Annotated in this window: 25 protein-coding genes; 20 read left to right on the top strand and 5 right to left on the bottom strand. The window is 47.7% G+C overall.

Annotated features, from left to right (window positions below; translation table 11 throughout):
- The first annotated feature begins 22 nt into the window (after window positions 1-22).
- From lnt to fur, 17 genes are all read left to right on the top strand, one after another.
- Entirely contained in the window at window positions 23-1,555 is a 1,533-nt protein-coding gene (gene lnt, locus W01_RS12480; protein WP_173055185.1) for an apolipoprotein N-acyltransferase, read from the top strand.
- A 28-nt stretch (window positions 1,556-1,583) separates the two neighbouring features.
- The gene (locus tag W01_RS12475; RefSeq protein ID WP_173055183.1) at window positions 1,584-1,829 is read left to right on the top strand and encodes a GIY-YIG nuclease family protein; all 246 of its coding nucleotides are present in this window, start codon (window positions 1,584-1,586) and stop codon (window positions 1,827-1,829) included.
- Window positions 1,830-1,962: 133 nt separating this feature from the next.
- Complete coding sequence (locus W01_RS12470; protein WP_173055182.1) at window positions 1,963-2,487, top strand: YceD family protein; 525 nt, start codon at window positions 1,963-1,965, stop codon at window positions 2,485-2,487.
- Window positions 2,488-2,518: 31 nt separating this feature from the next.
- The gene (gene rpmF, locus W01_RS12465; RefSeq protein ID WP_173055180.1) at window positions 2,519-2,698 is read left to right on the top strand and encodes a 50S ribosomal protein L32; all 180 of its coding nucleotides are present in this window, start codon (window positions 2,519-2,521) and stop codon (window positions 2,696-2,698) included.
- Between the two features lie 96 nt (window positions 2,699-2,794).
- Window positions 2,795-3,832, top strand: coding sequence for a phosphate acyltransferase PlsX (gene plsX, locus W01_RS12460; RefSeq protein ID WP_173055177.1), 1,038 nt, complete (start codon window positions 2,795-2,797; stop codon window positions 3,830-3,832).
- Window positions 3,802-4,788 (top strand): beta-ketoacyl-ACP synthase III, encoded by a 987-nt coding sequence (locus W01_RS12455; RefSeq protein ID WP_305792514.1) that lies wholly within the window; start codon window positions 3,802-3,804, stop codon window positions 4,786-4,788. The genes plsX and W01_RS12455 overlap by 31 nt, the downstream gene beginning before the upstream one ends.
- Before the next feature lie 26 nt (window positions 4,789-4,814).
- Window positions 4,815-5,747: an ACP S-malonyltransferase gene (gene fabD / locus W01_RS12450; protein WP_173055970.1), complete on the top strand. Its 933-nt coding sequence runs from the start codon at window positions 4,815-4,817 to the stop codon at window positions 5,745-5,747.
- Between the two features lie 16 nt (window positions 5,748-5,763).
- Window positions 5,764-6,507, top strand: coding sequence for a 3-oxoacyl-ACP reductase FabG (gene fabG / locus W01_RS12445; RefSeq protein ID WP_173055175.1), 744 nt, complete (start codon window positions 5,764-5,766; stop codon window positions 6,505-6,507).
- A 531-nt stretch (window positions 6,508-7,038) separates the two neighbouring features.
- Window positions 7,039-7,680: a CerR family C-terminal domain-containing protein gene (locus W01_RS12440; protein ID WP_173055173.1), complete on the top strand. Its 642-nt coding sequence runs from the start codon at window positions 7,039-7,041 to the stop codon at window positions 7,678-7,680.
- 107 nt (window positions 7,681-7,787) lie between these two features.
- Window positions 7,788-8,945 carry an efflux RND transporter periplasmic adaptor subunit gene (locus W01_RS12435; RefSeq protein WP_173055171.1) on the top strand — a complete coding sequence of 386 codons (1,158 nt, stop codon included), beginning with the start codon at window positions 7,788-7,790 and terminating at the stop codon, window positions 8,943-8,945.
- A 9-nt stretch (window positions 8,946-8,954) separates the two neighbouring features.
- Window positions 8,955-12,080: an efflux RND transporter permease subunit gene (locus W01_RS12430; RefSeq protein ID WP_173055170.1), complete on the top strand. Its 3,126-nt coding sequence runs from the start codon at window positions 8,955-8,957 to the stop codon at window positions 12,078-12,080.
- The gene (locus W01_RS12425; protein ID WP_173055168.1) at window positions 12,073-13,578 is read left to right on the top strand and encodes an efflux transporter outer membrane subunit; all 1,506 of its coding nucleotides are present in this window, start codon (window positions 12,073-12,075) and stop codon (window positions 13,576-13,578) included. The genes W01_RS12430 and W01_RS12425 overlap by 8 nt, the downstream gene beginning before the upstream one ends.
- Before the next feature lie 426 nt (window positions 13,579-14,004).
- Window positions 14,005-14,784, top strand: a complete 780-nt coding sequence (locus W01_RS12420) for an FTR1 family iron permease (protein ID WP_173055166.1) — start codon at window positions 14,005-14,007, stop codon at window positions 14,782-14,784.
- Between the two features lie 137 nt (window positions 14,785-14,921).
- Complete coding sequence (locus tag W01_RS12415) at window positions 14,922-15,626, top strand: energy transducer TonB (protein ID WP_198421290.1); 705 nt, start codon at window positions 14,922-14,924, stop codon at window positions 15,624-15,626.
- Window positions 15,627-15,639: 13 nt separating this feature from the next.
- On the top strand, window positions 15,640-16,368 hold the full coding sequence (locus tag W01_RS14240; RefSeq protein ID WP_173055162.1) for a MotA/TolQ/ExbB proton channel family protein: 729 nt from the start codon (window positions 15,640-15,642) through the stop codon (window positions 16,366-16,368).
- On the top strand, window positions 16,368-16,784 hold the full coding sequence (locus W01_RS12405) for an ExbD/TolR family protein (RefSeq protein ID WP_173055160.1): 417 nt from the start codon (window positions 16,368-16,370) through the stop codon (window positions 16,782-16,784). The genes W01_RS14240 and W01_RS12405 overlap by 1 nt, the downstream gene beginning before the upstream one ends.
- 483 nt (window positions 16,785-17,267) lie before the next feature.
- Entirely contained in the window at window positions 17,268-17,693 is a 426-nt protein-coding gene (fur, locus tag W01_RS12400; protein ID WP_173055158.1) for a ferric iron uptake transcriptional regulator, read from the top strand.
- 102 nt (window positions 17,694-17,795) lie between these two features.
- Here the strand turns inward: fur and W01_RS12395 are convergent, their stop codons facing one another.
- The 4 genes from W01_RS12395 to W01_RS12380 all read right to left on the bottom strand — a co-directional run bounded on the left by W01_RS12395 (window position 17,796) and on the right by W01_RS12380 (window position 22,368).
- Entirely contained in the window at window positions 17,796-18,881 is a 1,086-nt protein-coding gene (locus tag W01_RS12395; RefSeq protein ID WP_173055156.1) for an ABC transporter ATP-binding protein, read from the bottom strand.
- Window positions 18,882-19,037: 156 nt separating this feature from the next.
- Window positions 19,038-20,684, bottom strand: coding sequence for an ABC transporter permease (locus W01_RS12390; protein ID WP_173055154.1), 1,647 nt, complete (start codon window positions 20,682-20,684; stop codon window positions 19,038-19,040).
- Window positions 20,685-20,692: 8 nt separating this feature from the next.
- On the bottom strand, window positions 20,693-21,664 hold the full coding sequence (locus W01_RS12385) for an extracellular solute-binding protein (protein WP_173055968.1): 972 nt from the start codon (window positions 21,662-21,664) through the stop codon (window positions 20,693-20,695).
- Between the two features lie 215 nt (window positions 21,665-21,879).
- Window positions 21,880-22,368 (bottom strand): C40 family peptidase, encoded by a 489-nt coding sequence (locus W01_RS12380; RefSeq protein WP_173055152.1) that lies wholly within the window; start codon window positions 22,366-22,368, stop codon window positions 21,880-21,882.
- A 563-nt stretch (window positions 22,369-22,931) separates the two neighbouring features.
- Here W01_RS12380 and W01_RS12375 point away from each other — a divergent pair.
- Window positions 22,932-23,699, top strand: coding sequence for a class I SAM-dependent methyltransferase (locus W01_RS12375; RefSeq protein ID WP_173055150.1), 768 nt, complete (start codon window positions 22,932-22,934; stop codon window positions 23,697-23,699).
- A gap of 187 nt (window positions 23,700-23,886) precedes the next feature.
- Window positions 23,887-24,630 carry a class I SAM-dependent methyltransferase gene (locus W01_RS12370; RefSeq protein ID WP_173055147.1) on the top strand — a complete coding sequence of 248 codons (744 nt, stop codon included), beginning with the start codon at window positions 23,887-23,889 and terminating at the stop codon, window positions 24,628-24,630.
- 146 nt (window positions 24,631-24,776) lie between these two features.
- Here the strand turns inward: W01_RS12370 and gstA are convergent, their stop codons facing one another.
- Window positions 24,777-25,382 (bottom strand): glutathione transferase GstA, encoded by a 606-nt coding sequence (gene gstA, locus W01_RS12365; protein WP_173055146.1) that lies wholly within the window; start codon window positions 25,380-25,382, stop codon window positions 24,777-24,779.
- 360 nt (window positions 25,383-25,742) lie between these two features.
- On the opposite strand from gstA, the gene W01_RS12360 reads away from it, so the two are divergent.
- Window positions 25,743-25,937, top strand: a complete 195-nt coding sequence (locus W01_RS12360) for a hypothetical protein (RefSeq protein ID WP_173055144.1) — start codon at window positions 25,743-25,745, stop codon at window positions 25,935-25,937.
- Window positions 25,938-26,023 lie beyond the last annotated feature (86 nt).

Genomic DNA, 26,023 nt, shown 5'->3' with positions numbered 1-26,023 from the left:
ATCAATCCGGCGGTAATTTTCTGTGAAATTCATTTCTACGTATAGATTCATTATTGCTTTTTGTCTTGGCTTGCTTACCGTTCCAGGCTTTGCACCCTTTTCACTATTCCCTCTTGTTATCTTCTCACTAGCTGCACTGTTCTGGCTGTGGCACCAGGCAAATGGGAAACGTGCGGCAACATGGCTGGGGTTTTTCTTTGGTTTTGGTTTATTCAGTGCCGGCATAGGCTGGCTATATATTGCGCAGCATGATTACGGCGACATGCCACTCTTACTAGCGCTCTCCACTACCGCTCTGTTCGCTGCATTCTTGGCGTTATTTCCCGCATTGATTGGTTATACACAGGCAAGATTGCGAGTTCCTTCCTGGGTGCGATTGATACTGGTAATACCTGCATTGTGGGTGCTTCTGGAATGGATACGCGGGCTGCTGTTCACTGGCTTTCCCTGGCTAACACTGGCTTATTCACAAGTATCTGCTAGCCCCTTGGTGGGATATGCGCCAATATTCGGCGTTTATGGTGTATCACTAGCGGTAACGATAAGTGCAGGATTGCTGGCGCTATTGTGGCAAATGCGTTGGAATACTCAAGGGAAAGCGGCACTGGCGGCGCTGTTGCTGCTATGGGCCAGCGCTGCGGCACTGCGTGCCATAAACTGGACACAGCCTGAAGGGGAACCGTTCAAGGTTGCATTGTTGCAGGGCAATATTCCGCAGGATCTCAAATTCCACGAAGAAAAACTGATCGACACGCTGGAAACCTATCGCCGACTGGTGCTGCAAACCGATGCACGTTTGATCATTTTACCGGAAACCGCATTGCCCCTGCTACGCCACAATCTGCCGGAAAATTACATGGATATCTTGCGCAGGCACGCCCGGCAAAATGGCGGCGATATTCTTATCGGTGCCTTTGAAAGTGACAATGAACTGCACTACAACAGCGTATTTACGCTTGGCACAGCGAATAGCCAAAACTACCGTAAAAACCATCTGGTGCCCTTCGGCGAATTCATCCCATTGCGCCCAGCGTTGGGCTGGGTCGTCAACGAAGTATTGAATATTCCCATGTCTGACTTAGCACGCGGCGGGGAGCGGCAACCGGTATTGCGCATAGCAGGTCAACGCGTTGCCGTACAAATTTGCTATGAGGATGTATTCGGCGAAGAAATCATCCGTTACTTGCCGGAGGCAAGCTTGCTGGTAAATGTCAGCAACGATGCCTGGTATGGTAAATCGCACGCTGCAATGCAGCACAACCAAATCGCACAAATGCGCGCACTGGAAACAGGACGCATGATGCTGCGCGCCACGAACACTGGCGTAACCTCTATCATCAGGCGCGATGGCAGCGTACAGCAGATGTTGCCACAACATGAGGAAGGCATACTCACCGGGCAGGCGCAGGGCTATACCGGCAGTACACCCTATGTGCGCTGGGGCAACGCGGCAGTGCTGATTATTTTGATAATGATGCTCGTCTTAGCCAAACTGATGCAGCGAAGGCCCACTCCTCACCCACTTTCCACACACTCTCCCAACGTAAAAGCTTAAGGTGGAAGAACGCATTGAGGAATTCACAATGAGCTGGGTTTGCTACCTCATTTCTTGTACAGACGGTACTCTGTATTGCGGCATCACCAACAATCTGGAAAAACGTCTAGCCGCGCATAATGCTGGAGAGGCGGCGAAATATACTCGTGGCCGTGGCCCAGTACGACTAATGCACGTCGAGCCATGCGTCGATAAATCCGCTGCCTTAAAGCGCGAACTACAGATCAAAGAGTTATCGCGTAGCGAAAAACAGGCATTGTGCGGAATGATATGAACGTAATCTATAAAGAATCACCTAACACTGACCTTGTCGTCAAGCATTACGTTAAGTCCATTTACAGCCAATACGATTAATATCGATAGGCTTTTTTGACAAAAACAGGTGAGATATATATCATGCTCGCCTTATGTTTGAACGGCAATTTATTGATAGCTTGGACTTTGCTAATAACAACCGAGAGTTACGCGGTGAGATTGCAATGGCTCAAATGCCTCGACTTCAAGATAAGCTGGTTGTTCTTGATGCTGGTTTTGAACACGATCACAAAGAAGACATTAGCTACATCCTGCGCGGTTTTCGTGACAGCAATGACAAACCAATGTTGGAAGTGAAACTGAACGGACTTTGCCAACTGCGGTGTCAGCGATGTTTACAGGGCTTAATTTATCCATTAAAGCTGTTTTCCCAATTACTTTTGGTGAAAGACTTGGATGACTTATCTGTTGAGGAAGATGAGATAGATAGCATTTTAGTTGATAGTCATTTGGACGTATTTTCTTTGTTTGAGGAAGAGATTTTACTGAATTTGCCATTTGCACCAAGACATCCTGTAGGCATTTGTCGACCTGTGAAAGAAGGGTATGTAGTGGAAGAGCCAGATCGGATAGATAAAAATCCATTTGCTGTACTGTCCGAGTTGAAATACAAGTAGTTTTTTATTATAGGTTTTGTAAGGAGTTAATATGGCTGTCCAACAGAATAAAAAATCCCCATCCAAGCGTGGTATGCACCGCTCGCACGATTTTCTGGTTAGCCCGGCGCTAGCGGTTGAACCCTCTACTGGTGAACAACATCTGCGTCACCACATCAGTCCAACTGGCTATTATCGCGGCAAAAGAGTTATCAAAATAAAAGGCGACTAAACACACTTGCGGTAGCGGATACCCACCACATAAAAAGGTGCAGACGCATCCATGTATCCCAAATCCAAGTTGAGCAAAGCGTAAGAGGATCGCCTGGTGGATGTCACAATAGCCATTGATGCCATGGGTGGCGACCACGGAACGCGCGTCACCATTCCCGCTGCGGTGAGATATCTGAAACAACATCCAACCGATACTATCGTATTGGTTGGCTTGCCCGACGCCATCGAAGCTGAGTTGCGCATCACCAAAATGTCTATTGAGCCACGACTGCGTATCCAGGCAGCCAGCGAAGTGGTCGGCATGGATGAATCCCCCCAATTGGTGCTACGTAGTAAAAAAGATTCTTCCATGCGTGTGGCCATTAATCTTGTCAAAAATGGCGAGGCGTCTGCTTGCGTAAGTGCCGGAAATACTGGTGCATTGATGGCAACAGCGCGTTATGTGCTAAAAATGTTGCCTGGCATAGACCGCCCCGCGATTGCTTCATTTCTGCCCACTTATAAGGGGCAAGTCTGTATGCTAGACCTTGGCGCGAATGTGGATTGTAACGCTGAGAATTTATTACAGTTCGCCCTGATGGGTACCGCTCTGGTTTATGCTATTGAACATAAAAATAATCCTACGGTAGGTCTGCTCAATATTGGCAGTGAAGATATTAAGGGCAATGAAATCGTCAAGCAAGCAAGCGAGCTGTTGCGGCAAAGCGATTTAAATTTTTACGGCAATATCGAAGGCAACGATATTTTCAAGGGAGTAACTGACGTAGTAGTTTGTGACGGCTTTGTCGGTAATGTTGCACTAAAAACAACAGAGGGACTGGCGCAAATGTTGGGTGGTTTCCTGCGTGAAGAGTTTAACCGTAATATATTTACCAAATTGGCCGGGCTACTTGCCACTCCGGTACTTAAGGCATTCAAACGCCGTGTTGATCCTCGCCGTTACAACGGTGCCAGCCTATTGGGACTGAAAGGTATCGTGCTGAAAAGTCATGGCTCTGCCGATGCGTTCGCCTTCTTTTGCGCCATTGAACGTGCCGCCGAAGAAGCGCGCGGCGGCATGTTGCATCATATTAGCGAGCACATAGAGAAATGGCATGATGCATGCCAACAAAAAACAAGGGAGGTTTCCTGATATATTCAAAAATAATCGGTACCGGCAGCTACCTACCAACCAAGGTGTTAACTAACTTCGATCTTGAAAAACTGGTCGATACTTCGCATGACTGGATTGTCACCCGCAGCGGCATTGTCGAACGGCATTTTGCTGCTGAAAATGAGCAAGCTAGTGATATGGCAGTGCATGCCAGTCAACGCGCACTAGAGGCGGCTGGAATCGGCGTAGATGAAATTGATTTGGTCATTGTCGCTACGACTACACCGGATAACATCCTACCCAGTACTGCGTGTATCCTGCAAGACAAGCTGGGCATTAAAAATGGCGCGGCCTTCGACGTACAGGCTGTATGCAGCGGCTTTATTTACGCGTTAAATACCGCTGATCTATTTATTCGAGGCGGGCAGGCACGCAATGCCTTAGTAGTAGGCACCGAAGCATTATCACGCTTGCTTAACTGGGAAGATCGTACTACCTGTGTATTGTTTGGTGATGGGGCAGGCGCGGTAGTATTGCAGCGTAGCGATGTGCCGGGCATCCTATCCGCCAAGTTGCACGCCGACGGTAGCCACCGTAACATATTAAGCGCTGACGGCGGCATACGTGATGGCGCAATCTTCGGCGACCCTTACATTAAAATGGACGGCCAGGCGGTATTTAAGTTCGCTGTCAAAGTACTAAGTGAAGTAGTGGAAGAGGTCTTGGCCGAGAACAAAATGAAGTGTACCGACATCGATTGGCTCGTTCCTCACCAAGCCAATATTCGCATAATGGAAGCCACAGCCAAGAAGCTTGGACTGAGCATGGACAAAGTTGTGGTGACCGTTGCCCATCACGGCAATACGTCGGCGGCATCCATTCCACTAGCGCTCGACACCGCAGTGCGCGATGGACGCATTCAGTCCGGTCAGCATGTGCTACTGGAGGCAGTCGGCGGTGGTTTCACCTGGGGTGCAGTTTTACTGCGCTGGTAACTTCTCATAATATTCTCCAAGTGCTTATAACTAAATTCGCTTTCGTTTTTCCAGGGCAAGGCTCGCAATCACGCGGCATGATGAACAATTATGCCGACTTCCCCGTAGTGCGTGATACCTTTGCCGAAGCTTCCGATATATTGCACCAAGACTTGTGGAAATTGGTTGCGGAAGGCAGTGATGCGGAACTCAACGCTACTATAAATACGCAGCCGCTCATGCTGACTGCCGGAGTGGCGGTATATCGCGCCTGGCAAAGCTTGAATGCTCCGACACCGGCATTACTGGCTGGTCACAGCCTCGGCGAATACACCGCGCTGGTAGTAGGTGGAGCGCTTCAATTTGCTGATGCTTTGCCACTGGTGCGTTATCGAGCTGAATGTATGCAAGAAGCCGTGCCGGATGGCGTAGGGGGCATCGCTGCAATTCTTGGGTTGGATGACGAAAGCGTGCTCAAAGTGTGCATTGAAGCCGCTCAAAACGAAGTATTGGAAGCCGTCAATTTCAATACACCCGGACAGGTAGTAATTGCCGGCCACCGTGCAGCGGTAGAACGTGGTATGGAGTTGGCCAAGGTCAAAGGTGCGAAACGCGCGCTGATGCTACCAATGAGCGTACCATCACATTGCAGTCTATTGCGTGGTGCGGCGGAATTATTACGCGTGAGATTAAATGACGTGATGATGAAAGTCCCCTCCATTCCGGTGCTGCACAATGCCGATGTAAAAAGCTATATGGATGTACCCTCTATTAAAGATGCTCTCGTACGTCAGTTATATTCGCCGGTACGTTGGGTAGAAATCGTGCAATGCTTCAGTCAAAAATTTATTACACATAACGTGGAATGTGCACCAGGCAAAGTGCTGATGGGTCTGAACAAACGCATTGATACCAACCAACAGGCATTGGCACTGAACGATAGCATAGCCTTGAAATCCGCATGGGCAGCATTGTCATAAAACAACCGGAGGGTGAATGAGTTTGCAAGGACAGATCGCATTAATAACCGGCGCCAGTCGTGGTATCGGGCAAGGAATTGTATTGGAACTAGGCAGGCAGGGTGCAACCGTGATCGGCACTGCAACTACCCAAGATGGAGCACTGGCAATTAGTGAATATTTGGCAGCAGCTGGTCTCAAAGGCTGTGGCATGGCGCTGGACGTCAATGATGTCGTACAAATTGATCAGGTTATCAGCGATACTCGAAAGCAATATGGTGAAATTTCTATTTTGGTAAATAACGCGGGTATTACTCGCGACAATTTACTAGCGCGTATGACCGATGAAGAGTGGGATGACATCATGTCCACCAACCTGAAATCTGTATTCAGAATGAGTCGCGCCGTACTGCGAGCCATGATGAAGGCACGCCATGGCCGCATTATCAATATCTCCTCGGTGATAGGCAGTATGGGCAACGCGGGACAAGCTAATTACGCGGCCTCCAAGGCTGGCATCATCGGTTTCAGCAAATCGCTAGCTTGCGAAATTGGGAGTCGAAACATCACTGTTAATTGCATCGCACCCGGTTTTATCGCTACGGATATGACTGAAGCATTATCACAGCCACAACGCGACAAATTGGTTGAACATGTGCCGTTAAAACGCTTGGGGCAAGTGGCTGACATTGCTGCCACCGTAGCATTCCTTGCCGGTCCGGGAGCGGCCTACATAACCGGCGCGACCTTACATGTAAATGGTGGAATATACATGGAGTGAGGTAAATTTCATTCGCGCTTTATACTGCACAGACAAACGACTTTTTTCAAATTTCTGTGTCAAATGCTTTACCCGGCACATGTTCATCTTGTGAGCAAACGTAAGACTGCACTCTGCTCTTATCTCTACCAAATCACAATCCGACAACTTATAGCACAGATATTACCGAACGCAAACTTCGGTCAATCTCTTGTTCGAAGTATCGTCCTCTGCGCAATACCTCCATACTTTTTTAAGTTTGCCATCCCTATCGTTCGCCAGTCCAAAAAATATCAGTCTAGCCCATAGCGAAAGTTACATCATAATCGTTCGCTATCAGCACAACAACGCTGCTGTTCACCTTCAAACAACAAGTCTTAATATGAATCAACTTTTAAAAAATTAGCGTCATGAATATCACTCTGTTTACTTCAAAACAAACGTTTGATACACTTGTTTAACTATTTCTTAAGAGGAGAACAATTTGATCGTAGTTACGCCCGATAAGAATCTAATTACTTCCAGCGTTTTATCGTTGAGCACCTCTCCAGCATGATTACTGAAACAAAAATTAGCTTGAGTGAACAGACACGCGAACGCTTGCTTGCGGCCGCCCGTGTGGTTTTCTCGGAAAATGGTTTTCAAAATGCTACCGTACGTGAAATTTGCCGTCATGCAGAAGTAAATATTGCAGCGGTGAATTATTATTTTAGCAGTAAAGAAGCTTTGTTCGCTGCCACCTTGAATTTTGAGCCGTTGCTAGCATTGTGCAAAAAAATCAATCAAGACTCCATCTGCGCCCAAGTGCGTTTACTTAATTTCATCCACGATTTTTTGATGCAACTGCTGGATAAAAAAGAATTCTCAGTGCAATGCCAGTTCATGGCACGCGAACTGGCGGAGCCAACTCCAGTACTAGGGAAGATCGTGCAGGAAGCCATCGTACCGATACATCAGTTTGTCGCTAGCCTAGTGCGCGAAATCGTGGGTAACAAGATCAGTGAAGCAGAATTGCGCCGCTGTGTGTTCAGTATTTTCGGCCAGTGCGTGTACTACCGTCACGGACAATCAGTAATTCAGCGATTGCATCCAAATTTGAGCTATGACCACAAAGAAATCGAAGCGATTGCAAAACATATCGGAGAATTTTCTCTTGCTGGTTTGAAGCAGATTGCTCAAAACAAATGTCCGTGACTACCTGCGCTTAACCATTCAGAAATTATTCTGAATATGTTTAGGAGGATTGTTATTTTTACGGATGACTTGGTTAAACTGAGGAAAATGATTTACTGGAGATATACATGAAACAAGACGCTTTCTTGTCAGTTTGCAAGGCAGCTTGTGCGGCCATATTTTTTCCCATACTGCTTTCAGGTTGCGGTTCTGGTGACAGTCAATCAAAAACTGCAGCGGCTGCAACCCCTCCGCCTCCCGAAGTCGATGTAATCACTGTTACTCGAAGCTCAGTAGTTCTCACTCAAGATTTGCCCGGTCGCCTGCAAGCATATCGTACAGCCCAAGTACGAGCGAGAGTGGAAGGAGTGGTTGAAAAACGAAAATTTACCGAAGGCAGCAATGTTAAAGAGGGAAATTCGCTGTATCAGATTTTTTCACGCAACTATCAGACAACCCATGATGCGTCCAAAACAGATGTGGCGGTTGCCCGTCAGACATTGGCACGTTATAAATATCTTCTAGACGCAAAGGCAGTGAGCCGGCAAGAATATGAATTGGCAGAAGCCAAGCTCAAACAGGTCGAAGCAGCCTTTTCCAAGGCACGGGAAGATTTGGACAACACCCGTGTACCCGCTCCTATTTCGGGTCGCATAGGGCGTTCCCAAATTACCGAAGGGGCACTTGTAGGCCGTAACGAAGCCACGCTACTTGCAACTATCGAGCAAGTCCATCCTCTTTATGTAAACTTCACGCAATCAGGTGCGGATACTCTCCGCCTCCAGCAGGCAATTAAAGCTGGCAAGTTGACGCGAACCGAGTCAGCTGGAGTGGAGCTGGTTCTTGAAGATGGAAGTGTCTACCCCCAATCGGGCAAATTTCTGTTCTCAGATTTGGCCGTTGATCCCAGTACAAATAGCGTTTCACTCCGGGCAGAATTCCCAAATCCTAAACAAGAACTACTACCCGGAATGTTTGTTCGTATTCGCTTCCCAGAGGCGAATATCGACAACGCCCTCAAAATACCTCAACGTGCACTGCTAGCGGATGCACAGGGACAATTTGTGATGATTGTAGATCCCCAGAGTAAGGTGGCAGTTCAGCGGGTTAAAACGGGCAGTATGGCGAGTGGAGATTTCATCATCACCGAGGGGTTAAAAGGCGGTGAACAGGTCATTGTCAACGGCTTGCAAAAAGTGCGGCCGGGCAGCATTGTGAAGCCCATCCCCTTAAATCAAGCTGCAAATGCAAATACCCCAGTGGCAATAGCCCACGCGAAAAAATAGAGGGCTGACGTGTTAGCTAATTTCTTTATAGACCGTCCCATCTTTGCCTGGGTCATCGCCTTAGCAATCCTGCTTGGCGGAGGACTTGCGCTACGCAGCTTGCCGGTTACCTCTTATCCGGCTGTAGCTCCTCCGGCTCTGGCTATTACGCTTAGCTATCCTGGTGCCTCCGCCCAAATAGTTGAAGAAACCTCCGTTGCCTTGATTGAGCAGGAATTGAACGGCATCGAACACTTGCTCTACATGGATTCGTCCTCTGAGCTTGGCCGCGGTACCATCACACTAACCTTTGAAGCTGGCTCTGATCTGGACATTGCCTCGGTCGAAACCCAAAACCGCATCAAGCGTGCCGAAGCGCGTTTGCCAGAGGATGTGCGCCGCTTGGGGGTAACTGTAGCGAAATCAGCACGAAATTACTTGATGTTCGTCTCACTTGTTTCGCCAGATAAAAGCCACGATAACGTTGCGCTTGGCAGTTATGTGGCGGCTAACCTACTGGAGAGTATCCGCCGTGTGCCCGGGGTCGGTGAAGGAATACTCTTTGGCACCGAATATTCAATGCGAATATGGCTTCAGCCAGAACGGCTTCATGCATTCAGCTTGACCCCAGGCGATGTTTCACGCGCGGTACGAGCGCAGAACATACAGCTTGCCATGGGCGAGCTCGGACAACTACCAGCAATGGCTGGCCAACAATTGAACGCGGTCATCGTTACCCAAGGCAGATTGTCATCCCCTGAGGAATTCGGCAACATCATTGTGCGCGCCAACCCGGATGGCTCCACAGTGCGCATTAAAGACGTAGCATCGGTGGAATTAGGGGCACAAGATTATTCCGTGGCCGCTCGTCTTGATGGTCAACCGTCTTCAGCCATAGCCATTCGCTTAGCACCAGGCGCCAATGCCCTGAATACAGCTAAAGCTGTCAAAGCCAAGATGACGGAGCTAGCCAAATTTTTTCCAAAAGGAATCAATTGGGTGGTGCCTTATGACACCTCTCAATTTGTTGAAATATCCATCCGGGAAGTTGTGAAGACTTTAGCAGAAGCGATGGTCCTCGTTTTTTTGGTTATGTATCTATTTCTGGGCAGTCTTCGTGCCACTGTCATTCCCACTATCGTTGTACCGATTGCTCTCATCGGAGCCACCGTGGGCTTATACGTTATAGGCTACTCAATTAACACTTTGACACTATTTGCCATGGTGTTGGCCATCGGCATTGTGGTGGATGACGCCATTGTGGTAGTGGAAAATGTCGAACGCATCATGACCGAAGAAGGACTACCGCCACGCGAAGCCACACGCAAGGCGATGGGGCAGATTATAAATGCCATTATTGCCATCACTCTGGTGCTAATTGCAGTATTCATTCCGATGGCTTTCTTTAGTGGTTCTGTCGGCGCCATCTATCGTCAATTCTCGGTAACGCTGATACTGACTATAGCCTTTTCAATGTTGATGGCGTTAACGTTAGCGCCAGCGCTGTGTGCCACATTGCTGAAACACACACCGGAAAATGAAAAAAAACCTGACAAGGGTTTCTTTGGCTGGTTTAATCGTTTCTTCAGCAGAACGACCCAACGTTACAAATCTGGCGTGGGACACGTTTTGAAAAAGACCGGGTTCTATCTGATTATCTATGCCGTCATTCTGATTGCGGTGGGGGGACTATTTTCACGTTTGCCAACCAGCTTCCTGCCTGAGGAAGATCAAGGTTATTTTATTAGCGTGATCCAGTTGCCACCAGGTTCTACTAGTGAACGTACGCTCGAGGTTCTTACTCAAGTAGAGCAGTTTTATCTTAAACAGTCTGAGGTTGAACACGTTATAGGCGTGGCTGGTTTTTCATTCTTTGGTCGTGGCCAGAATGCTGCTATTGCTTTCGTTCGGCTTAAGGGCTGGGATGCACGTCCTGCGCCAGCAAACTCTGCTTCTTCTCTAGTCCAACGCGCCAACATGACGTTGTTTCGCATCAAACAAGCCATGATTTTTTCCATTAACGTACCACCCATTCCGGAGTTAGCCGCTGTGGGCGGATTCGATTTTCGCTTGCAGGACCGCTCGGGTCAGGGACGTGAAAAACTACTAGAAGCGCGTAATATGGCATTAGGCCTAGCCGGTCAAAATCCAGCATTAGTAGGCGTACGGCCAGAAGGACAAGAAGCAGGGCCACAATTGCGGCTGGATATTGACCGATTAAAAGCGCGTGCCCTAGGCATTGATTTAGCTGATTTGAATGAAACCCTGCAATCGGCACTAGGCGTTGCCTATATCAACGACTTCGTGCGTGCAGGCCGTATTTTGCGGGTCCAAATGCAAGCAGAGTCCAGCGTAGGCACATCACCTGAGGAAATATTGCGCTTGCCTGTACGAAATGCTCAGGGCGCAATGGTACCCCTGTCCGAATTTGCTTCTCCGCGCTGGGATGTTGGGTCGCCGAAGCTGGATCGTTACAACGGCCTGCCATCAATGAAAATTTCCGGGGGACCCGCTCCCGGTCGGAGCAGTGGCGATGCAATAGCAGCGATGGAGCAAGTGGCTAGCCAATTACCACCAGGTTTTGGTTTTGAATGGTCTGGAACCTCTTATGAGGAACGCTTGTCTGGCAGCCAGGCAATATTACTCTTTGGCCTTTCATTAGTTGCCGTATTTTTGTGCTTGGCAGCGCTTTATGAGAGCTGGTCAATTCCAGTGGCAGTGCTACTGGTAGTGCCCATCGGCATCCTTGGCGCATTACTAGCCGTGACGTTGCGAGGCATGCCAAACGATGTTTATTTCAAGGTAGGACTAATTGTTATCATCGGTCTTTCGTCTAAAAATGCGATCTTGATTATTGAATTTGCGCGAGATCTGCAGGAGCGTGGCTACAGTCTGTTTGATGCTACGCTGGAAGCTTGCCGATTAAGATTCCGTCCCATATTAATGACATCGATCGCCTTTATTTTAGGCGTACTGCCCTTGGCTATTTCCACAGGCGCAGGAGCTAATGGTCGCCAAGCCATTGGCACTAGTGTGATGGGAGGAATGGTAGCAGCAACGGTTCTGGCGGTATTTTTAGTGCCGGTATTTTTTGTTGTCATTCGTCGCATCTTCCCCGGTCATCCACGCCGGCATCAGGAAGACGATCATGCGTAACCCAAAAATTACGCAATCTATTAATATGAAACATTGCACAAATAACTATCTCACGAAAGCCAGAACATCGCTCGTGCTTCTGTTTAGTGGTTTGCTACTAGCTGCATGCGCCGCTGGGCCAAACTACCAACGTCCGGAAATGGATTTGCCTGAACATTGGGTAAGCCAGCCAAGCGCTATCAGCCCTGCTACAGACAAACCAGTAAATGCTGCGGGGGAACGCTGGTGGAGCTTATATGCCGATCCAGTCCTCGATAAGATCGAAGATGAAGCACTTACTCATAATGTGGATGCCCAAGTTGCCACTGCACGAATATTAGAAGCGCGTGCCCAACTTGGAATAACCGAATCAGATCAGTATCCAAAACTCAACGCCAATGGAGCTCAATCACGCACCAAAAGAAGTATCAACCCCGGGTTTTTTATACCTCCAGTACGTATCTTGGAATTCTCGCGCGTTACCCTGGATGCCAGCTACGAGCTGGATTTATGGGGAAAATTCCGCCGCCTCAGCGAAGCTTCACGTGCAGATCTATTTGCGACCCAATCTAACATCAATGCTGTACGCTTATCACTAACGGCACAGGTGGCGCAGCAATATTTTGCTTTGCTGTCGGCTGATGCCCAAGAGTCTGCTATACGCCGAGTATTAGCCGGACGTCAGGAAAGGCTCGTCTTAGATAAAAAACGTCACGAGGTAGGAGTTATTTCAGAATATGAGCTTCACCAATCTGAGGCCGATGCTGACACTGCACAATCACAACTTATCTCCATTACTAAAGCTCGTGACCAACAAGAAGCAAGTCTCGCGCTGTTACTGGGCCGCTCACCGCGCAACGTGATGAATGGCAAATTAGAGCGTGGCAAACCCATGCTTACTAATGTTTGGGTACCAGATGGGTTACCGGCTGAATTATTACTGCGCAGACCAGATCTACAAGAAGCAGAACAAAAATTAATAGCAATGAATGCACGTATCGGTGCAGCGCGCGCGCAATTCTTCCCTACAATTAGTTTAACCTCCTATCTTGGTAGTGAAAGTATCTCACTCTCTAATCTATTTTCGGGACCGGCGGGTATTTTTCAGTTCGCCGCTGGTATTGGTCAACCAATTTTTAATGCTGGTCGCATTAAGTTTGGCGTAAAGTTAGCAGAATCTCGCCGTGATCAGGCGTTAGCTCAATATAAGCAGGCAGTCGCCAGCGCTTTCGCCGATGTGCGCAATGCTTTGTTCGCACAAGAATCTGCGCGCCAGACCCTAACAGTCGAAAGCTCCCGCAGCAGGGCACTTTCGAAAGCGCATAAGCAAGCGGAATTGCGATATAAAGTAGGCATTTCCAGCCGCTTGGAATTTCTGGATGTTGAGCGAAATTACCTGCAAGCAGAACTGAACCGTATAGATGCAGAGCGTGCCCAACGTACAGCAGTTGCTGACTTGTTTAAGGCATTGGCTGGAGGGTGGCAGCAACCCGCCGTTAAGCCAGCTTTACCGTCTTGAAAATGAATAACCATAGGGATGCATCTTAGAATTAATTATCTTTGCCCATTCTGGAACTAAACCCTCCATTGCTCATTACACTGAAATGCAAAAACTTGCAATTTCTTCCCATAGCGATGATAATAAGCGCGAATTATTCGCATTTACATTTCTTGGATTTTTATAGTATTCATAACTAAAAAGAGATGAAACTTCTGGTGGCACTGTACTTGCATTGGCTTCCGCTTTAATACGAGTTCTGTTATCGATATTTAAGAATTAGAATTTATTTCATCAAAAGCGCGAGATAGCAATCAACACATATAGGCCAAATGGATAGGCTTTAGGTTGCCCTCATAACAAGTTAAACTTGGTCGCAAAAATACTAATCTCAAATAAACCCGAGATCCCCACACCCATCGGCTTGCACACCTTAATGGAGAAGTCATGTTTCAAACACTGATGATTACCTTTCGAGAAGGCTTGGAAGCTTTTTTGATCATTGCAATTTCATTAATTTATTTAACACAAACTAACCGTCGCGAACTCATCCCTGCAGTACATAGTGGCGTGGGTTTTGCGCTACTACTGTCTGCATTGCTAGGGGTAGTGCTGGCTCGCATCGGCGCTATTTCTCCATTTTGGATGGGGATAATGGCACTGGTCGCTGCCGTATCAGTCATTTATTGCACAGTGCATATGAGCAAGATGGGCAAGTTTATGAAGAAAGAAATTACCGATGGCTTCAATAAAGCATCGGAACAGTCTTCCAGCCGCGCCTGGATGATCGCTTTCTTCTTTTCCGCATTTATGGTGGGACGTGAGGGAGTCGAAACAGCAACCATGATTGCTTCACTCGCGGCACAAGCAGAAACATCAAGCATGGCAATCGGAGCAATGATTGGCGTGTTACTGGCAGCCTTACTCGCATGGGCTTGGGTCAAATTTGGGCGACGCATAAACTTACAGAAATTTTTTCAGTTTACCGCTGTCTTCATGACAATCTTTGCATTGCAATTAATATTCTATGCGTTCCATGAATTTACCGAAGCGGGTGCATTACCTTTGGTCGATAACGCTTATTGGCATGTAGCCACCGAGCCTTGGTCACCAGAAGGTGAGTATAGTCAATGGCTTTCGTATAGCTTTGGTATTTTACCTTTAGGTTGGTTAATCTATGCCTATTTCTCCGATCGAAAAACGAATGCCGCTAAACCAGCCTCTTAGCTTGTCAACTCTCATTTAATATGCCTTAATATTTAATACAAGCAATAGCCTCTTGCTAATCCCGCGCAATGGCAATTGCAATATAAAAACGGCACATGAGCGCAATATCATTATTTTCAGCACCCCATCTCCCTATAATGACTTGGCCACAGGTCAAGCGCCTAGTACCATTGCTGCTGATCATCTTGCTTCACCTCGGTTTTATCTACGCACTGCTGAACGGCTGGTTTTACCAAACCGAGCAAGCATTACCAAAAGCCGAACAAGGATTACCAAAAGAAGTATTTGTCAGCTTAATCACAGTTGACAATACACCAGAACCAACGCCGCCAGAACCTCAGCCAACGCCACCAAAACCAGTGCCGGTCGTCAAGCAAACTGTCACTCCACCACCAGTAATTCCGGTTATTAACAAAACACCGTCAGAACAAGCCATCACGGCACCGCCCGTTCCTCCGCAACCGCCTGCCCCACCTCAACCGGCCGTAGTGGCTCCGCCCTCTGAACCGGTGGCGCCCGCCCCGCCTACGTCTGCGCCCCCACCTCCTCCCTCTCAACCCAAGACTGTTTCAACCGGCGTGGAGTATCAACAAGCCCCTGCACCGGAATATCCACCCCTCTCCAGACGCATGGGTGAAGAAGGACGGGTTACCCTTCGCGTATTGGTGAATGAGGCGGGCCGCCCGACGCGGGTCGATGTACAAAAAACATCGGGATCGCCTAGGCTCGACGAAGCAGCGCGGCAAGCAGTCCTGCGCGCAATGTTCAAGCCGCATATCGAAGATGGCAGAGCAACCACTGTTTATGCCATTGTGCCTATTACCTTTCATTTGGATAACTAAAGAAGGAATCATCATGCAAGCAAGTCCTTACGGATTAGAAAGTTTATGGATCCAAGGTGATTTAATCACCAAGGGTGTCACTGCAATACTTGTCGTTATGTCGATCGCATCCTGGTACGTAATTGTCACTAAAGCGCTGCAACTCTTAAGCTATCGTCGTGCATCACATGCTGCCGGTCACGCATTCTGGGATACTACCAACCTGACTGAAGGTGTTGCCACGCTTGGCACCAACAATCCATTTTCCGATATCGCCCACGCGGGCGTAACCGCCATGCGCCATCATGCTGCGCACAAAGGTCATTTGCACGACCAGCTATTACTCACCGATTGGGTGACGCTGTCATTGCGGCAAGCGATAGATGAAACTTCCGGCAAACTTCAAGCCGGTATGGCGGTATTGGCATCGGTTGGTTCGACCGCACCATTTGTTGGCCTGCTCGGTACGGTGTGGGGTATTTATCACGCTCTTGTATCCATCGGCACTTCAGGACAAGCTAGTATCGATAAGGTTGCGGGACCAGTAGGCGAAGCATTGATTATGACCGCGCTAGGCTTGGCGGTAGCAATTCCGGCCACTTTTGGCTATAACGCTTTAGTCCGAAGTAATAAATCCACTATTGCGAAACTGAATAAATTCGGATTCGATTTACACGCGCTATTCATCACTGGCGCCCGTTCCTGCAGTACCGAGATTGTCGGCGATAATGGCGCTAAAATTGTCGCCGTCAGGAGTGCATAATGGGAATGGGCTCTCTGTCCGATACGGACGACGACTTTCACCCGGAGATTAACACCACACCGTTAGTCGATGTCATGCTGGTATTGTTAATTATATTTATAATCACAATTCCGGTGATAAACCACAGCGTAAAAATTGATTTGCCACGCGCGACCAACCAGCGCGATGAAATCAAACCGGAGAACATCAACCTGTCGATTGATGCGCAAGGCCTGATGTATTGGAATAACGAAACCATTGATACGACGCAAATGAATGCCCGTATCGCTGAAGCTTCGAAAAAGACACCACAGCCTGAATTGCATATACGTGCAGAACGTACTACTCAATATGAAAGAATTGTAGAGGTAATGGCTGCTGCACAGTTGGGCGGTCTAAGTAAAATCGGATTCATAACTGACCCGCAAGATAAATAACGAGGCGATCATTATTCATAGCAATTTAACCGCATCAAGACTGAGCTCCATGCTCAGCACAACTTCCCCTCGAAATATATTGAGCGCTTAACATGCACTCTGTCCGTCCCATTATCGACTTCGGTATTAAGGCTTAACATCGCTCACTCTGTTGATTCAGCTTTACCATACAGAAGTTGGTGTACGTCCAATAGATACATTCGAAAGTATTAAAGACGCTGGTCTGGTAAAGTAATGGTTGCTTCGAACCGCTTGTAAGCGGTACCGCTCTAAAAATTCCAAAATTGCTGTGAATGGAAACCAAATCCATCCCTGTAGCTTCATGCAAAAATATCAGGCCGAAAAAATTATTTAAGTTAGAGCATCAAGAAAAGCCAGTAGACAGCCATTTCTGGCATGATGCGGCTATCAATGGCAAAATATTCATACCATGTATTTTTAAAGAGTGAAACTCAATTTAATAATTTTTTAAAGGATAACCTAATGACTACACCAAACGACCTCAAGACTGTCGGCCTCAAGACTACGCTACCGCGCCTAAAAATCCTCAACCTGTTCGAAAATGCCGAGGTACGGCACTTAAGCGCCGAAGATGTTTATAAAATGCTTATCGGAGAGGGGCTCGATGTCGGTCTGGCAACGGTATATCGTGTTCTCACACAATTCGAGCAAGCAGGACTGCTTGTCCGTCACCACTTTGAAACTGGCAAAGCGGTGTTCGAGCTTAATAAAGGTGGGCACCATGACCATTTAATATGTTTGCAATGTGGTCGGGTTGAAGAATTCCACGACTCAGCAATCGAAAAACGCCAAATAAAAATAGCCGATGAGCTTGGTTTCACGATCCGTGACCATGCGCTTTATCTTTATGCTGACTGTAGTAAGGTCAATTGCCCACACAAAACATAAATAAAATTCAAGGACAAAGAGTATATTTTTGGCTTTTTAAACAAGCATTAGATTAAGAGAGTGGCTTAAATCTGGCGTCCTAAACGGAAGAACAAGCCTGCTTCAGGACGCCGCACTTTTAATAAGAGGAAAAGCCACCACATGATCCACCTCCAAACGGATTCCGATCCACTCACCGATGGCATGGTTATGGTGGCTCGGTACCAGCGAAAGCACGCGGTTGCCGCCAGGCAGGCGCAAGGTATAAAGAATATCCGCACCGCGAAACGCCTTGTGCTCAACTTGAGCTAAGAGGGGGCTTGCGTCGTCATGGATAATATCGTCCGGGCGTAGCAATACCTCCACCTCACACCCCTTTTTGTTGCTGCCATCATTACAGTCTACGGTAGAGTAGGCACCAGGAGTTTTGCTAGACAATGTACCCAGCTCGATTTCAACCTGGTTAGCGTTGAGTAACTTCCCCGGCAGCAAAACGCCTTTACCAACGAAATCTGCAACGAAGCGGTTCTCGGGCAGATGGTACAAGTTGTAGGCTTTGTCCCACTGCTGAATCTCGCCATCATGCATTACCCCTATCATGTCGCCCATGGCGAATGCTTCATGCTGATCATGAGTGACAATAATAGCGGTAGCGCCCTGTTGTTTGAGTATATCGCGCACCTCTAGCGAAAGTCGTTCGCGCAACTCAACATCCAGATTGGAAAACGGCTCGTCCATTAACAATAGGTTCGGGCAAGGCGCGAGCGCGCGAGCCAATGCCACGCGCTGCTGCTGGCCACCGGACAGTTCATGCGGATAAGCATGACCGCTCCCTGCCAGACCTACTGTGTGCAACAACTCTTCCACGCGCTTATTACGTTCAACGCGGGATTGCCCATGCAAACCAAAGCCCACATTAGCGGCTACATTCAAATGTGGAAATAGAGCATAGTCCTGAAACACCATGCCAATACGACGCTTCTCGGCAGGAACAATAAAACCGGGTGCACTCACTCGCTCACCATTAAGCACAATTTCACCACCCGTAATAGGCTCGAATCCGGCGATAGCACGGAGTACAGTGGTCTTGCCACATCCAGATGGGCCAAGCAGGCAGCCGATGTCGCCCGCATTAAGTGCAAAGGAGAGATCGCGCAATACTTTGCGTGCGGCGTAAGACTGACTGACGTGTTTAAGTTCAAGTAGCATGATGAGTAGTCTTCAATTTTCTTTTTTATTTATTCAACCACATAGCTATAAACTCAGAAACCTCCCCAAGGATCCCGAACATTAGAAATTTCTTCTAACTTTTTATGGAATCAAGATGCCCTGCCTTTGTTTAAACCTGAACCCAACACACCCGAGCTATTTTGAACGATATTTAGTCAGCACAACGACTGGTGCAAGCCCAGCCAGTACCAGCGCCACAGCGGGTAATGCAGCGCGGTTCCACTCGCCTCCCGAGGTCATCTCGAACACACGCACTGCCAGAGTATCCCAGCCAAACGGTCGCGTCATCAGCGTAATCGGCATTTCCTTCATCACGTCCACAAATACCAGCGCCGCCGCTGTTAAAAGGCCGCCACGCAAGATTGGTAAATGCACCCGGGCGATTAAGCTGACACCAGACACACCCAAACTGCGCGCAGCCTCATCCACGCTACGGGTAATGCGATGCATTTGACTTTCTATCGGACTGTGGGCCACCGCCAGAAAGCGCACCAGATATGCCAGAAGCATTACCATCAAGGAGCCTTGCAACAGTGGCGATTGCACCCAGCCCGCAGCCACAAATCGATTATCCAGCCATGCCACCGGAATGAATACCCCGACCGCCAGCACCGCCCCCGGTAGCGCGTAACCAATAGTGGCGATACGTGCCGTCATACGTAACAGCAAACCAGGATGCTGGCGGGCGCTATAGCTCAATAATAAGGCAACTGCCCCTGACAATAGCGCGGCCAAAGCAGCCAACGCCAACGAATGCCAGAAAAAATCCAAATATCGTACATCTAAATCTTGCTCCACTACTTCCGACGCCCAAAGCAACAACTGGGTAATAGGTATGATAAATCCCAGTGCCAGCACTACCAAACAAAAACCGGTAGCCAACCAAGCCTGAGCACCCGTAAGAAAAATGCGAGCCTGAACGCTGTGTTTGCCAGTCTGAGTATAGTGCATGCGTGTGCGGGTCTGCTGCTCTGCCAACAACACCACCAACACGAACACAATCAACAGTGAAGCTAGTTGCGAAGCAGCTTGAAGCGAAAACAGCGAGAACCACGCCTTATAGATAGCAGTAGTGAAGGTATCGTAGTTGAATACCGCCACGGTGCCAAAATCCGCCAAGGTTTCCATCAGGGCCAACATCATGCCGCCCACGATCCAAGGCCGCGCCATCGGCAGGGCCACCCGAAAAAACCCGACGGCAGGCGACAATCCCAAGGACTGTGCTACTTCCAGCGCGTGCTTACCTTGGGTGAGAAAAGCATTTCGAGCAATCAGATAAACGTAGGGATAGAGCGCTAAGGTCATCACCGCAATAACACCGCCCCTTGAGCGTATTGAGGGGAACTCAATCGGCCCCCACCATTCTCGCGCCAGGGTTTGTACCGGTCCGGTGAAATCAAGCAGGCCGATAGCGACAAATGCCGTCACATAAGCGGGAATCGCCAGCGGCAATAATAGTGCCCAGGAAAACTGCTTGCGCCCTGGAAACTCACATACAGCCGTAAGCCACGCTAGGGAGACCCCCAATATTGCTACACCTAACCCCACCCCCAATACTAGCCAGAAAGTATTGGTCAGCAATTGTGGCAGCTGATATTCCACCAGATGCGTCCAGATTTCTCGTTCCGGCGTCAGCAATGAGCTAAGCACTACAACAACTGGAACCAAGGTCAGCATAGCAATCAACAATGCCGCTAAAACCCAACCGCTGGGCAAACGAAATTTAAAAATAAAAGCGCCCACAATGGGCGCTTTTGCAGTAGATATAGGCAATTGCTGCATTTAGCTACTTATTTATATTTAGCACGATCCATTAATTTAACTGCAGCGGTTTGCAATTCACCCGCTTTAACCACGTTAAGGGGGTTTTGCTTGAATTCGCCCCAAGCCGCAACCGTAGCATCAGGCTTCACCTTAAGATTGACCGGAAATTCCATGTTTACATCAGCAAACAGATTCTGCGCTTTTTCCGAAGATAGCCACTCAAGAAACTTGACTGCCTCTGCTTGATGTTTAGCATGGCGAGTGATGCCTGCACCAGAAATATTCACATGCACGCCGCTATCTTTCGTATCCTGATTTGGCCAGAAAATCGCCAGCGGAAGATTGGGTTTTTTCTTCATCAAACCACCGAAATAATAAGTATTGACCACCGTTATATCGCACTGGCCAGCGGCCACTGCGGCCATCGCTCGGGCATCGTCGGATATAGGAGGCGTGGCCAGGTTAGCCACCCAGGATTTTATTATCTGTTCAGTCTTAGGTTCCCCGTATTCCTGAATCATCATCGCCACCAGCGATTGGTTATACACCGACTTCGAAGTGCGTAAACATAGACGCCCTTTCCACTTTGGATTACCCAAATCTTCGTAGGTAGAAAGTGCATCTGGTTTCACTTTGTCCTTGTTGTAAATGATGGTGCGAGCACGCACCGACAAACCGAACCACTGATTAGCCGGGTCACGCAGATGTGCGGGAACATTATCTAACAACGTCTTGGATTGCACTGGCTGCAACAGCCCCAGCTTGGTTGCTTGCCACAGGTTACCTGCGTCCACCGTAATCAGCATATCAGCCGGAGTATTGGCTCCCTCCGCTTTAAGCTTTTGTAGTAACGCCCCTTCCTTATCCGTGAGGAACTTGATGCTGGTGCCGGTTTCCTTGGTGTAGGCGTCGAATAGTGGTTTGATGAGCTGTTCGTTACGAGCCGTATAAACCACAATTTCATTAGCCGCGTAAGTAGTCATTGCCACCGTTAGCATGGTAGTAGCGGCAAAAATGCCAGAAAAACGATGTAAAAACGACAGGCATTTGTCCATTTCTTTAAACTCCAAAGTGTCAGTTAGATGAATTAAATGAGAAGAAAACCAAGCATGCACCAGTTAACCATAAGTGATCATTATTTTCCAATACGATGAAAACATGCTCTCTGTAATTTGTTATTCTTGAGAGGCCTCAACTGTCATCCTGAACTAGACTAAAGGATGCGCCGCGCGCCATTAAAGCGTTTCACCCAATATCGCTCTCCCATGTCAGAGACCATCACACTATCGGATTTGCTGCTGGATGCGTGAACAAATCGATTGTCACCCAGATAGATGCCAACGTGGGAAAAGGTGCGCTTCATCGTATTAAAAAAAACCAGATCACCCAGCTGAAGTTCAGCCCGATGAATTTTCATACCAGCCCGACTAATGGCTCGTGCATTATGAGGTAGCAATATTCCAGTCGCTATGCTGTAAACGTGGCGCACGAAGCCACTGCAATCCATGCCAGTATCAAAAGACTGTCCGCCTAATTTATAACTCGTACCAATCAAACTCATGGCGTAAAGAAGTAATTCAGCACGCAAGCCCTCGTCGGCCTTGGAAAACATAGACACATCGTTCTTAACAACGTCATCCGCCCACGCGTTAGAGAACGGGACAAGCAGCAAATTGACCAATAGTATGATTATTAAACGCATATAAACAAATATAGAAATGTAGGTAATAATTCGAAATTGACTTAGTGCAGCACATTCTATCTTGAAGAAGAATACCTCAAATGTGGCCGAAGAGGTATAAGGGCCTTTTCCTGTCCCAAACACTATCAGGAAACGCTAAATCGATTATTACTTCTGCATGAATAAAGCGAACCCGACCATTCAAGTGATCATTTTTTAGCTAAAAACACCAGCATGTACTGAGTTTTTAAATTTTGCCAAGAATATTTACCAAGAATAGTTGTAGTTTAACAGAATCAAACGACTTGTTTTTTCGTTTAGCTTTTTTGAGTCTCTGCTTTAAACTTCATACTTTGGCTGTTCAGGATTAAACTTAATAGACATGAATCAGATTGGCTTACAACGCGCAGTTTCTGAATACTTACTCAATCAAGCCAAAGTAAAGAGCAAAAAATACGGTTAACTGATGTCATCGTAATGATTAAGAATTTATATAATTAAGTTACACTTTTATCAAATCTGGATTTGCAGATGTATGAATACGGTATCATCACAACTTAACAATACTTTTAAAAGGAATCTTCATGTTAACAACAAAATACTGCGTAACTGGACGATGGCTACCGGCGTTAATCGCCAGCTTTGGTTTAACATGGGGAATTAACGGATATACCTCGCCTCAATGGGATAATTTGCAAGCTGTAAACGAAAGTTACCAACAGGCGGTTAACAGCCCAATACGTACCAGTGATGACAAGCGTGCTGATGCAACGCGCAAACCAGTAGAGTTTCTGCAGTTCGCCCAAGTGCGGCCGGGTATGCTGATACTGGATATTGCAGCAGGCGGAGGAAATACCTCGCAGCTACTCGCGCTGGTTGTTGGGAGCAAAGGAACCGTATGGGCACAAGGAGACCAAGAACGGCCAGCGCTCATCAAACGATTGGCCGATCATCCCCAGCCGAATATCGTTCCGGTAATAAGCTCTTTCGAAGATCCCATACCCAGTGGTATACCCAAGTTGGATTTAATTACCATCATCCTGAACTACCATGATATCGCCTATAAACCCGTTGACCGTACCAAACTGAACCAACGACTGTTTAATGCATTAAAATCTGGTGGACATCTCGTTATAATTGATCACTCAGCAAAGCCAGGTAGTGGAATTTCAGCAGCAAAGGTACTTCACCGCATTGACGAAAAAGTCGTGGGTGAAGAATTTCTGAAAGCAGGTTTTCAGTTGGAAGAAGAAAGTAACTTCCTGCACAATCCGTCCGACCCTCGTGACCAAGCTTTCTTCAATATGAAAACTCCTTCAGACAGATTCGCCTTGCGCTTCGTCAAGCCTTGATAAATAAAAACATTTATTGACGTGGACGCTAACCTACACATGTTTGAACGTTAGCGTTCTCTTGATGCCTGTCACAAACACGCTCCAATAAAGATGGCTGTACCTGCTAAAAATATCTTCAGTCTTGATATTTCGAAAAGATTTTTTTGTGATTCCACAATGCTGCTTAAGTGACCGATGGATACTGATGCTTATCGCCACCGTTGGCTTTGTATGCTGGGAATTAATATGGGGAATAAATGGATATGCCGCGCCTGAATTAAACAACTCGCAAACACTATCCGAGCTTTACAAACAGGCGGCTACCAGCCCCATTCGAACTAATGAAGACAAGCGTGCTGATGCTTCACGCAAACCGATTGAATTCCTGCAGTTCGCCCAAGTGCGACCCGGTATGCGGGTACTAGATCTCGCGACTGGCAACGGGTACACAGCACAACTGCTTGCGCTGGTTGTTGGGAACACCGGAACAGTATGGGCGCAAGGAGACCAGCAAAGGCCAACTTTCATCAAACGATTGGCCGATCACCCCCAGCCAAACATTGTGTCGCTAATACGCCCTTTCGAAGACCCCATACCCAATGATGGATCAAAACTAGATTTGATTACCAACATCATGAATTATCACAACAGTGCCTACCTGTCGGTTGCCCGTCGTATCAGATTAAACCAGCGGTTATTCAAAGCGTTGAAGTCTGGCGGATACCTCATCGTGATCGACCACTCCACCCAAGCGGGCACTGATATTGCCTCGGCAAAGAGGCTCCATCGTATTGACCAAGCTATCGTTTTGGAAGAGCTTCAAAAAGCCGGTTTTCGACTTGAGCAAGAAAACAACTTTCTTCGCAATCCGTCTGATCCTCGCAATCAAGTTTATTTCGATATGGAAATACCGACCGACAAATTCGCATTTCGCTTCGTCAAACCTTGATGGATGGAATACGCATCCATTGCCCTGAATGACGATGGCGCGCCCCACCATCTCGGGCCGTATCTAAAAAACAAATCATTTCTAAATCGACAGCTGCCAAGGTAGGCACACCTTATCGTATTTTTTAATGCGGTTACCTTGAGCAGTTACTTCAATCCTTCCGCCTTAAGCGCCGCTTGCACTGCGGGGCGGGCAGCTACACGAGCCACATATTCCTTAAGTTCCGGCCAAGCCGACATGTCAAACTTCAAAATATCAGACCAACGCAACACGGTGAACAGATAAGCATCTGCCACCGTAAACGTTTCGCCCATCACCCACGACTTACCTTCGAGATGCCTGGAGAGAAAATCCATGCGTTTACCGAGAGTTTCAACCACCACCACCCGCCATTCCGCTGGCAGTTGTGGTTTGAACATCGCACCCATCCCCTTGTGAAGTTCAGAAGTAATGAAGTTAAGCATTTCTTGCAGGCGGTAGCGCTCCATCGTGCCGTTCGCAGGCACAAGTTTCTTTTCGGGGACGAGATCGGCCAGATACTGAACAATGACAGGGCCTTCCGTGAGTAGCTCCCCGTTGTCGAGCAACAGTGCAGGCACATAACCTTTAGGATTATGCGTCAAGTAATCAGCCCCATTTTCCTCATGCTTAGTAGCGAGATTCACCTTCACCAGTTCAAAAGGAAGCTGCAGTTCGCGCAGAGTAATATGAGGAGAAAGAGAGCAGGCAGCGGGTGAATAAAAAAGCTTCATAAGAATTCTCCTGATGTATTATTGGGTTGATTCGTTTGGGGGCAGACAAACAGCCCTGCCCTACAGCCACTTGCTAGATTAACCAGCTTAGTATTATACATTCATTAAAAATACTCAACTTTAGGCATACAACCTTCATTTTTACGTTATCCAAACGGTGACGCAATTGAAATTGAAATAATAAAAATTCTTGTTGTCTGCTATTGAAATCTTACCGCCGCCTTAGAACAAAAGGTGCAATTCGATGACTAAACCTCGCGGTCAACACGTACCACCTGCAAGCTACGCTTACAGGTTATCTCTCCGGTTTTCCCACCCCGCGACCGTAAGCACAAAGGAATAAAATCTATGAAACTGCAGATGCTCTTCACCGTTTTACTGGCCAGCACATTGACTACAGCTTGTTCTTCAGAACAACTTTACGCTGCAGGCCGTAATGCCCAAAGGTCGGAATGCATCAAGCGCCCCGACGCTCAAGAGCGAGATCGTTGCCTCAAAGACGCGGACCTCTCCCATGACGCGTACAAACGTGAAGTTGAAGGCGTGAGCAAATGAACAACGGCTAAGGCCACCATCGGCCTATCATTGCGTTGCACGCGGATGTCCATGCTTGCACCTGCATGAGAAAGGTTTGTTGAACT

It is taken from the genome of Candidatus Nitrotoga sp. AM1P (assembly GCF_013168275.1).
Taxonomy (GTDB): Bacteria; Pseudomonadota; Gammaproteobacteria; order Burkholderiales; family Gallionellaceae; genus Nitrotoga.
Note: the sequence above shows the minus strand (reverse complement) of the source record. Positions and strands in the feature narration are given on the sequence as shown.

What these genes read in the sequence shown, in the direction of transcription:
- W01_RS12475 (WP_173055183.1), top strand. Translation starts at nt 1,584, where the DNA reads ATGAGCTGGGTTTGCTACCTCATTTCTTGTACAGACGGTACTCTGTAT.
- W01_RS12470 (WP_173055182.1), top strand. Translation starts at nt 1,963, where the DNA reads ATGTTTGAACGGCAATTTATTGATAGCTTGGACTTTGCTAATAACAAC.
- rpmF (WP_173055180.1), top strand. Translation starts at nt 2,519, where the DNA reads ATGGCTGTCCAACAGAATAAAAAATCCCCATCCAAGCGTGGTATGCAC.
- W01_RS12455 (WP_305792514.1), top strand. Translation starts at nt 3,802, where the DNA reads ATGCCAACAAAAAACAAGGGAGGTTTCCTGATATATTCAAAAATAATC.
- fabG (WP_173055175.1), top strand. Translation starts at nt 5,764, where the DNA reads ATGAGTTTGCAAGGACAGATCGCATTAATAACCGGCGCCAGTCGTGGT.
- W01_RS12440 (WP_173055173.1), top strand. Translation starts at nt 7,039, where the DNA reads ATGATTACTGAAACAAAAATTAGCTTGAGTGAACAGACACGCGAACGC.
- W01_RS12435 (WP_173055171.1), top strand. Translation starts at nt 7,788, where the DNA reads ATGAAACAAGACGCTTTCTTGTCAGTTTGCAAGGCAGCTTGTGCGGCC.
- W01_RS12425 (WP_173055168.1), top strand. Translation starts at nt 12,073, where the DNA reads ATGCGTAACCCAAAAATTACGCAATCTATTAATATGAAACATTGCACA.
- W01_RS12420 (WP_173055166.1), top strand. Translation starts at nt 14,005, where the DNA reads ATGTTTCAAACACTGATGATTACCTTTCGAGAAGGCTTGGAAGCTTTT.
- W01_RS12415 (WP_198421290.1), top strand. Translation starts at nt 14,922, where the DNA reads ATGACTTGGCCACAGGTCAAGCGCCTAGTACCATTGCTGCTGATCATC.
- W01_RS14240 (WP_173055162.1), top strand. Translation starts at nt 15,640, where the DNA reads ATGCAAGCAAGTCCTTACGGATTAGAAAGTTTATGGATCCAAGGTGAT.
- W01_RS12405 (WP_173055160.1), top strand. Translation starts at nt 16,368, where the DNA reads ATGGGAATGGGCTCTCTGTCCGATACGGACGACGACTTTCACCCGGAG.
- fur (WP_173055158.1), top strand. Translation starts at nt 17,268, where the DNA reads ATGACTACACCAAACGACCTCAAGACTGTCGGCCTCAAGACTACGCTA.
- W01_RS12395 (WP_173055156.1), bottom strand. Translation starts at nt 18,881, where the DNA reads ATGCTACTTGAACTTAAACACGTCAGTCAGTCTTACGCCGCACGCAAA.
- W01_RS12390 (WP_173055154.1), bottom strand. Translation starts at nt 20,684, where the DNA reads ATGCAGCAATTGCCTATATCTACTGCAAAAGCGCCCATTGTGGGCGCT.
- W01_RS12385 (WP_173055968.1), bottom strand. Translation starts at nt 21,664, where the DNA reads ATGCTAACGGTGGCAATGACTACTTACGCGGCTAATGAAATTGTGGTT.
- W01_RS12380 (WP_173055152.1), bottom strand. Translation starts at nt 22,368, where the DNA reads ATGCGTTTAATAATCATACTATTGGTCAATTTGCTGCTTGTCCCGTTC.
- W01_RS12375 (WP_173055150.1), top strand. Translation starts at nt 22,932, where the DNA reads ATGTTAACAACAAAATACTGCGTAACTGGACGATGGCTACCGGCGTTA.
- W01_RS12370 (WP_173055147.1), top strand. Translation starts at nt 23,887, where the DNA reads ATGCTTATCGCCACCGTTGGCTTTGTATGCTGGGAATTAATATGGGGA.
- gstA (WP_173055146.1), bottom strand. Translation starts at nt 25,382, where the DNA reads ATGAAGCTTTTTTATTCACCCGCTGCCTGCTCTCTTTCTCCTCATATT.
- W01_RS12360 (WP_173055144.1), top strand. Translation starts at nt 25,743, where the DNA reads ATGCTCTTCACCGTTTTACTGGCCAGCACATTGACTACAGCTTGTTCT.